This is a genomic window from Thiorhodococcus drewsii AZ1 (genome assembly GCF_000224065.1).
Classification (GTDB): domain Bacteria; phylum Pseudomonadota; class Gammaproteobacteria; order Chromatiales; family Chromatiaceae; genus Imhoffiella; species Imhoffiella drewsii.
Genome location: NZ_AFWT01000002.1, coordinates 248,450 through 257,199, shown reverse-complemented (window position 1 = coordinate 257,199; position 8,750 = coordinate 248,450). Strand labels below are relative to the sequence as shown.

8 protein-coding genes are annotated in these 8,750 nt (G+C 63.8%); 5 read left to right on the top strand and 3 right to left on the bottom strand.

All coding sequences use genetic code 11. The features are described 5' to 3' along the window. A partial coding sequence (locus THIDRDRAFT_RS02390; protein WP_139058589.1) for a tetratricopeptide repeat protein occupies positions 1-471 on the top strand: 471 nt, incomplete at its 5' end. A gap of 53 nt (positions 472-524) precedes the next feature. Then, the gene (locus tag THIDRDRAFT_RS02385; RefSeq protein WP_007039194.1) at positions 525-914 is read left to right on the top strand and encodes a hypothetical protein; all 390 of its coding nucleotides are present in this window, start codon (positions 525-527) and stop codon (positions 912-914) included. A gap of 93 nt (positions 915-1,007) precedes the next feature. Here the strand turns inward: THIDRDRAFT_RS02385 and cls are convergent, their stop codons facing one another. After that, on the bottom strand, positions 1,008-2,465 hold the full coding sequence (cls, locus tag THIDRDRAFT_RS02380; RefSeq protein WP_007039193.1) for a cardiolipin synthase: 1,458 nt from the start codon (positions 2,463-2,465) through the stop codon (positions 1,008-1,010). A 743-nt stretch (positions 2,466-3,208) separates the two neighbouring features. Between cls and THIDRDRAFT_RS02375 the strand changes: the two genes are divergently transcribed. From THIDRDRAFT_RS02375 to THIDRDRAFT_RS02365, 3 genes are read left to right on the top strand one after another with little or no spacing between them, the layout of a single operon-like run. Then, a complete protein-coding gene (locus THIDRDRAFT_RS02375) occupies positions 3,209-4,927 on the top strand; it encodes a chloride channel protein (protein ID WP_007039192.1) in 1,719 nt (572 codons plus the stop codon). After that, entirely contained in the window at positions 4,924-5,904 is a 981-nt protein-coding gene (locus THIDRDRAFT_RS02370) for an HlyD family secretion protein (RefSeq protein ID WP_007039191.1), read from the top strand. The genes THIDRDRAFT_RS02375 and THIDRDRAFT_RS02370 overlap by 4 nt, the downstream gene beginning before the upstream one ends. A 22-nt stretch (positions 5,905-5,926) precedes the next feature. Continuing rightward, positions 5,927-7,420, top strand: coding sequence for a DHA2 family efflux MFS transporter permease subunit (locus THIDRDRAFT_RS02365; RefSeq protein WP_007039190.1), 1,494 nt, complete (start codon positions 5,927-5,929; stop codon positions 7,418-7,420). Positions 7,421-7,546: 126 nt separating this feature from the next. Here the strand turns inward: THIDRDRAFT_RS02365 and THIDRDRAFT_RS02360 are convergent, their stop codons facing one another. Beyond that, positions 7,547-8,209: a hypothetical protein gene (locus THIDRDRAFT_RS02360; protein WP_007039189.1), complete on the bottom strand. Its 663-nt coding sequence runs from the start codon at positions 8,207-8,209 to the stop codon at positions 7,547-7,549. Positions 8,210-8,467: 258 nt separating this feature from the next. Next, positions 8,468-8,740: a hypothetical protein gene (locus THIDRDRAFT_RS25435; RefSeq protein ID WP_139058588.1), complete on the bottom strand. Its 273-nt coding sequence runs from the start codon at positions 8,738-8,740 to the stop codon at positions 8,468-8,470. Between the last annotated feature and the right edge of the window lie 10 nt (positions 8,741-8,750).

Sequence of the window (8,750 nt, the reverse complement as noted above, 5' to 3'; positions counted from 1 at the left end):
GTGCGCGAGAAGGCGGTGACGCAGGGGAAGATCGCCGACATCCTGCAGGCGCGCGGGCAGCTCGAGGAGGCGCTGCGCATCCGCACCGAGGAGCTGCCGGTCTATGAGCGCCTCGGCGACGTGCGCTCGAAGGCGGTGACGCAGGGGAAGATCGCTGACATCCTGCAGGCGCGCGGGCAGCTCGAGGAGGCGCTGCGCATCCGCACCGAGGAGGAGCTGCCGGTCTATGAGCGCCTCGGCGACGTGCGCGAATTGCTGGTGTGCCGAGCCAAAATCGCGCTAAACCTGCTTGCGAGGAAGGCTCCGGATGACCGCCAGCCCGCGAATATATTGCTCTGTCTCGCCCTGGCCGAGGCGCAACGTCTGGGGCTCCCGGAGGCTGGGCAGATCGCGCAGATTCTGAATCACTTCGAGATGGATTGTGGCGGGGCTCCACTTCAACCCAGTGGCACCGCTAACGCTGACCAGTAGTCGATGACTTTGCTCAAGCGGATTCGTCGGCGTTTTTCGAGAGGTAAAGCCCGATGCAAGACCTGGAACTGATCCTGAAAGGCCCTGGCACCGAAGAGGCTTTGGCGGCCCTCAAGGCGGTGCTTGCGGACACGGAGGCAACACTGACCTCAACGCCGGTGACCGAGGGCGACAGCCTGCCAGACAAGGCCATCGATCCGGTCGCGGTGGCCACCCTTGTGGTCACGATTCCCAGTGCCGTGCTTGCGGTTCGGGATATGGCGGAGCGCATCGTCAAGCGGCGGCGTGCCAAGGACTTGATCGCCACCGCTGGGCGACTGCGTATTGAGCGGCGTGTCGAGATTCTCACGGTCACGCTCGAAGGGCCTCAAGCGCTCGCGGACATGGATCCGGACTTGGTGCTCGACTTGATCGAGCAGGATCGCGAAGCCGGTTCGTCCTGACGCTTCGGCACACCTCGCTTTCAGTCGGCATTATGCCGCTTGGCATGGTGTCTGCCTTCATTGAGAACTCGACCGCACCGGCCTTCGGTCAGATCAAAGCACCGGCCCCAGGATTGCGACGGCGTTGTTCCAGAACCTTCGGCGCCAGTTCCAGCTGGCGACCTGGTCTGCGGAAACGGCGTTGGCGCTGGCGATGTAGTGCGCCTGGCGGTCACGGACTGCTGCGGTCAGCTCTGGGTCGTGAAGCAGAATGTTGTTCTCGTAATTGAGATCGAAGCTGCGCCTGTCGATGTTCGCCGAGCCGATCAGGGTGATCTCGCCGTCGAGCGTGAGCGACTTGGTGTGCAGCAGGCCGCCGACGTACTCGAAGATACGGACCCCGGCATTGAGCAGATCGGCGTAATAACTGCGGCTCGCCGCAGAGACGATCCATGAGTCGTTCCGTGCCGGGAAGACGATGGTGGTGTCGACACCTCGACGGGCGCTGGCGCACAAGGCCGCCTGTATGGCTTCGTCGGGGACATAGTAGGGCGTGGTGATCACCAGCTCACGCCGAGCGGCGTAGGTCAACGCCTCGAACAGCTCCGGCATGGCCGAATAGCGCACCGTTGGCCCAGTCCCGATGACTTGTGCCGGGAAACCTTCCGCTACGCCACCCGGCCACGGCTGCCGAAGCAGATCGCTGAGGTCTTCGTCCACATGGGCCATCCAGTCCGTCGCGAAGAGGGCCTGATTCTGTCGCGCAATCGGACCCTCGAAACGGATTACGGCATCGACCCAGGGACCGTATTTTGCCTTGACGAAAAACTCCGGATCGGCGCAGTTCTGGCTGCCGCAATAGGTGATGCGGCCGTCGATGACGACGATCTTGCGGTGATTGCGCAGATCGATTCGCCCACGGAGGACACGCAGAAGCGGGCTGCCGATGGGCAAGGCTCGCGCCAGGCGGACACCTGATGCCGCCATGGCCTTCCAGTGCTTGGAGCCGATCATCAGACGCGAGCCCAGATCGTCTGCCATGGCGCGGCAGACGACGCCGCGTGCTGCCGCGCGCCGCAGTGCCTCAGCTATCCGGCAGCCGTTGCTGTCCGGCAGCCAGATGTAGAACAGCAGGTGCACGTGATCCGTGGCAGCGTCGATGTCGGCGACCATGGCATCGATGGTTGCGTCCGAGGCTGGCATCAATGCGCCGATATTGCCGCACACCGGGGGGAAGCCTGTGATGGAGCGGCCCGTCTGGAACAGGTGGGCGTGGTGCTCTGGCACCTGACAGTCGGACTCCATTGCGGCTGCCGGGGCTGCGGCGACGACTTTTTGCAGCCCGGATACCAGCTGCTGCCGGCGTTCCGCTCGGCGGCGTCCGATATTGGTCTCGCCGAGCAGCAGGTAGGCAATCAGCCCGAGGACGGGCAGCGAGAAGATCACGACCAGCCAGGCCATCCGGGACGCAGGGTCGCGGTGCGGGCGCAGAATGACCCGGATCGCGACCGCGATCTGCAGCAGCAGATGCGCTGAGATCAGGAGCCCGGTCAGCAGTTCCACGCCGGTCATTTATGCTGTGCCCCAGCGGTGCCCGGCGTCGGGCAACTCGCCAATGAGCTCTCCGAGCGGGGCGTAGCCCCTGAAGAGCGCCTTGCCCCAACTGGGCGCGACCCTGTCGGCCGTGAGGCGTTTTGGGTAAGCGGGTCTAGCAGAATCGAGCGTCATAATTTTGTGAAGTGCCTCAAGGTGCGATTGCTCGAGTCGGATTCAATCTGTACGCGCAATGGTGCCTGCGTATCCAGGTGCACGTCTCGTTGTGGGAAGGCGATGCTCAGATCGGCCTCGGCACAGGCGCGATTGATCGCGCGGTTCAGTGGGGGCTAAACCCAATGGCCACTCAGGTACCTGAGCGTGTGGCTTCCCAATGTGAGAGTGCATTGTATAGCCGAGTGGCTGTCACCTGTCGTTTACAGGAGACGTCCGTGACCGCATTTCGGGGATTGAGCGGGCGGAGACCCACGTTCCTAGAATGATCGGTACTGGGGCAGCTGAGTCACTCGACTCGCACGTGTGCACGGTCATTCGGTTCAAGAACCAGCAAGCCTGGTTCTTATGAACCAACGCTATTCTGACTGAATGCCGGTGACCCTATCTCTCGTTGACGATTCAGTCACTTGAGCCACTGGCAGACTCTTTGCCTATGGTGAAGGAGGGGGGTGGCGCTGGAGCAGCGTCTGCCAGACATTTAAGGCACATCGGTCTATCGAATCGGGGATTCCGTTCGGTATCGACAGCTTGCGTTGGGGATCAGGATGCGCGACTCACAGCCAGTCGAGGAATACGGTCAGCTTGTACTCAAACTGATCGTCTTTGGGGTGATCGTCGGCGTGATCGCAGGCATTGGCGCCATTCTCTTCCGCGCCATGATCAGCGGGATCCACAACCTGGCCTTTTTCGGCGTCTTCTCACTCGACTACGACGCCAACCAGCACACCTCGACCAGCCCCTTCGGCCCTTTCATCGTCCTGGTTCCGGTCGTCGGCGCCTTGATGGTCGCTTGGCTGGTCAAGACCTTCGCCCCGGAGGCCAAGGGGCACGGCGTCCCCGAGGTGATCGGGGCCATCTACTACCAGAAGGGGCGGATTCGCCCGTCCGTGGCGCTGGTCAAATCGCTCGCCTCGGCCCTGTCGATCGGCACCGGCGGTTCGGTGGGGCGCGAGGGTCCTATCATCCAGATCGGGGCCGCCTTCGGCTCGACGCTCGCGCAGTGGACGCACCTGCCGGAGTGGCAGCGCATCGCCCTGATCGCCTGCGGGGCGGGTGGCGGCATCGCGGCCACCTTCAACACCCCGCTCGGCGGCATCCTGTTCGCCGTCGAGCTGATCATGACCGAGGTCAGCGCCCGGACCCTGGCCCCGGTGATCCTGGCCGTCGTCACCGCGACCGCCGTCGGTCGGCTCTATTTCGGCGATCACCCCTCGTTCGTCATCCCGCCGCTGGAGCTGGGCGCCCATCAGAGCTTTGCGCCCGAGGTGCTGATCGCCTACGCGCTGCTGGGCGTGATCCAGGGGCTGGGGTCCGTCGTGCTCATTCGCGCCATCTATGGCTTCGAAGATCTCTTCGATCGCATGCCCGGCAACTATTACAGCCGTCACGCCACCGGCATGCTGCTGGTCGGTCTGCTCATGCTCGGACTCCAGAGCCACTACGGCCACTATTACGTGCAGGGCGTCGGCTACGCCACCATCCAAGATATTCTCGACACTGTGCTGACCGCGCCCGGATTGCTCCTCCTATTGCTAGGCGCCAAGCTGCTCGCCACCTCCCTGACCTTGGGGTCGGGTGCCTCGGGCGGCGTCTTTTCGCCCTCCATGTTCATCGGGGCCTGTCTGGGCGCGGCCTTCGCCTATGTCGCCCGCGCATTCTTTCCCGATCTGCCGCTGGACCCCGTCGCCAGCGCCGTGATCGGCATGGCGGGGATGGTCGCGGGTGCCACCGGCGCGGCGCTCACCGTGATGGTGATGATCCTGGAGATGACCCATGAGTATCACGCTGTGCTGCCGCTGATTCTGGTCGTGGGTGCGGCGCATGGCGTGCGCCGCCTGATGATGCAGGACAGCCTCTACACCATGAAGCTCAGCCGGCGCGGTCAGCCGGTGCCCCAGTCGCTGCATACGCCGCTCCTGCTCCTGCGCTGCATCGCCGATCTGGCCGACACGCCGACGCGCGAGGGAACCAAGCCGCTGCGCGATTCCACCCAGTTCCATCAGGTGCTGCGCCTCGACGGCGAGGTGCGTGCGCTCCTGCCGGCCGGTGGCGGCAAGCCCATCATGGCGCTGGCTCAGCCACCGGATACCCCGGTCCTCGATGCCGTCGCCCAGTTGCGATCCGCGCATGCGGCGGCTGTGGTCATCACCGCCACGGGCCATCCAGGGGAATCGGCCCTGGCGGCGCTGACGCTTGAGGAGATCGCCCATCACGGCCATGTGCCGCCCGCCTATTTACGACAGAGAAGGAGACCGCGGCCATGAAACTCCGCCATGTTCTGATCGGCATTCCAGTTATTGCGGCGCTCGGCGGCGGTGGCTGGTGGTACAACAGCTATTCGAGCGCCCATCCCTCGACCTCCGACGCCTATCTGGGGCGGCATCTGGTCAATATCGCTGCGCAGGTCAGCGGTCCCATTCAGTCCGTCCTGGTCCATAACAACCAGGTGGTGAAGCGCGGCGATCTATTGCTGACCATCGATCCCGAGCCCTTTACGCTGGCCGTTCACAAGGCCGAGGCGCAGCTCCAGCAGGCCAAGGACAGCCTGGAGGCCGCGAATGCGCGCGTCGATGCCGCCCAGGCGCAACTGGCCTCGGCCGAGGCCAACGCCGATCAGGCCGAACGCCACGCCAAACGCATCGCCGATCTGGTCGCCAAGGGCTCGGCATCGAAGGATGTCGGCGACAGCGCCGAGCAGTCCAGGCTCGACGCCCAGGGTGCTCTGACCAGCGCTCGGGCGGAGTTGAGCGCTGCCAAGGCCGCGCGCGGGGCGCTCGGGGACGACAACGCGGCGGTCAGGTCCGCTCAGGTCGCCCTGAATCAGGCGCGGCTCGATCTGCAGCACACCCGCATCTCGGCTCCGGCCGACGGCATCGTCGGCGATTTCGACCTGCGTCCGGGAAGCTATGTGGACACCGGCAGCGCCCTGTTCGCGCTGGTGGAGAGCCATGACGTCTGGGTCGACGCCAATTTCAAGGAGACCGACCTGCCGCGCATCCGTCCGGGACAGCCGGCGACCATTTCGGTCGATCTGTTGCCGGGGAAGGATTTCAAAGGCGAGGTCGAAGGTTTGAGTCCCGCCTCTGGCTCCGCTTTCTCGCTGCTGCCGGCGGAGAACGCGACCGGCAACTGGGTCAAGGTGACGCAGCGCTTCGCCGTGCGGGTGCGCGTCCTCGACCCGGTTCCCGCGCTGCGCGTCGGCGCCAGTGCCGAGGTTCGCATCGACACCACCGCCGACTAGCCGCGACGGGAGGCATGAGCCGATGAGCGACGCACCCACCTCGGGACGCATCCTGCCCGCCGCGAGCGTGATGCTGACCACCATCATGGCCATCATGGACATGACCATCGTCAACGTGACGCTGCCGCACATGATGGGCGCCCTGGGCGCGACGGCGGATCAGGTGACCTGGGTACTGACCGCCTACATCGTCGCCGAGGCGGTCACCATCCCGCTGACCGGCTGGTTGGCCGCGCGCTTTGGGCGCCGACGCGTGATGCTGGTCGGCATCGCCGGCTTCGTGATCGCCTCGGCCGCCTGCGGGCTGAGCGAATCCCTGTCGCAGATGGTGCTCTTCCGCCTGATTCAGGGCATCGCCGGGGCACCGCTGATCCCACTCTCACAAGGCGTGCTGGTCACTCTCTTCCCGGCCGAGCAACGCGGCAAGGCGATGGCGATCTGGGGGATCGGGGTGATGCTCGGTCCGGTCCTTGGGCCGACGGTCGGCGGACTGGTCACCGAGCATCTCGACTGGCGTTGGGTGTTCTACATCAACTTGCCGGTCGGACTGCTCAATCTGGCCATGGTTGCGCGCAGCATTCGCGAGACACCGCGTCAGCCGGCCGGCACCGATTGGCTGGGGGCGCTGCTCATGATCGTCGGTATCGGCAGCCTGCAGACCATGCTCGATCGCGGCAATCAGGAGGGCTGGTGGGATTCGGGCGTCATCCTGCTGCTGACCCTCACGGCGGTCGTTGGGCTCGCGCTCTTCGTCTGGCGCGGGCTGACCGCCAAGCAGCCGATCGTCGATCTGCGGCTGTTCGCCGACCGCAACCTGGCGTTGGCCTCGACGCTGATGCTGGTGTTCGGGCTCGCGCTGTTCGGGACCATCGCCATCCAGCCGCTGCTGATGGAGCGCCTGCTCGGCTATCCGGTCGAGACGACCGGTCTGGTCATGGCCCCGCGCGGGTTAGGCGCGGCCCTCGGCATGCTGATCGTGGCTCGGATCTCCGGGCGGGTCGATGCGCGCTGGATCATCGCGATCGGAATGGGCCTTGCCGGCGGCGCGACCTGGGTGATGTCCTGGTATACCCTCGACATCAGCCCCGGCTGGCTCATCTGGCCTGGGGTGGTCCAAGGCGTCGGCATGGGATCCATCTTCGTCACGCTCTCCACTCTGGCCTATGTGACCCTTCCGGCGTCACAGACCGACGCGGGGGCCGGGCTCTACAATCTATCGCGCAGTATCGGCAGCTCTATCGGCGTGTCCATTGCCGCGACCTGGTACAGCCGTTTCGGCCAGGCGGATTGGAACCAGCTCGGCGGACACATCAATCCCTTCAATCCGGCCCTGCACCACTGGCTCCAGGTTCAGGGACTGACGCTGTCCAACCCAAAGGCCGCCGTGCTGCTCACCAATGAACTCAGCCGCCAGTCCTCCATGCTCGCCTTCACACAGGTTTTCGGCATGATTGCCCTGAGCTTCGTGTTGATGCTGCCCTTGTTGTTGCTCTTGAAGCCGACTGGGAAGAAATGACGCGGCCTGTCGGTCGTGATCGGCGGGGGGAAGACTGGGAGCTGCTGGTGGGATGGTGCGGGTGAGGTCGTGCGGTGCGGCGGTGCGGAGGAGGCAACCGAGCCCAAGGGCTCGGTTGCCGATGGCTCAATGGCCTTCGATCTTGGCGCCATCGGCACTTTGGGCGTCGATGTGCTGGTGATGCTTGATCCAGATGTAAGCGGTTCCGATGACGGCCAGGGTGGCGGTACCGCCAAGCACGATCAGCAAGGCGTTATCGTCCAGGAAGGCGATGATGACCCCGCTGAAGATCAGGAAGAGCCCGAAAACGGCCATTTTCCAATCCAGATACACGCCGCTCAGAATGCTGGCCAGACCCAGGATGTAGATGATGACGAAGCCATCCGTTTCGGCCTTGAGGAAGTGCTGGACATCCGACTGAAAGAGCAGGTGGATAACCAGGAGCAGGGCGCCCCAGTGCACCAGCTGTCGCAGGATGTAGAGAGACCGGGTTTGCCAGCTGTCGCCGGCGTGGCGGCCCCAACTGGTGATGGTTGAGACAAGCGCGACGAGCGGAATGAAGTAGTTCCAGACGTCTTCTGTCGAGGCCGGATCGTGGTCGGTTATTGCGATGAGTACGACCGCAATCGCGTAGAGCACCAGGTAGGGCAGGGTCGCCAAGGTGAACTTGCCGACAGTGCTCGTGGGGCGTGGGATTATGTGATCGATTACATCGGTGATCGTACTGCCCAGCTGCGCGAGCTTATCTGACTGGATAAGCTTTTCGACATACATGATTGGGTTCGACATGAGTGTTATCTCCGGTTCGTATCGCGAGAATGTCTGGTTCGAGTTCCAGGGTGCCGGACGACCGGCGTCCTGAGGTCGAACCTGTAGAATTTCGGAGCGCATCGTATCGCGTCGCTCTGACAACCCCAAGCCAATGCATCTTGTTTGCCAAAGTCGGTGAGGCGCATCAGCGCAGCGCTTTCCTCGTTTAATACCGCGTTGGTTGAGAAGGATCGGATCCCTGTCTGGTCGATTAGACCCAAGGAATTTGGTGCAAATTCACCAAAGCATAGGCACTGAACCGAAATTTTGTCTGTCGCCAGTCGTGACGATGAAGCCGAGTGACATCTGTGAGCACCCGGCTTCGGGCGTGTGGCGGCGCTCGCCGACGGTGGTGGCGCGAATCGTGAATCTCTGAATCTTCGCTTCGACAACAGAGAAAGAAGGAAGAAGAAACAAGGAAGACCGAAGCATCACCAGGCAACGACTCGACGGCTCGATGTTCGGCGCCTTCGGTTGGTCTTCGCGCAAGCACTGGCGCTTGCCTTTCACGGGGGTGTCC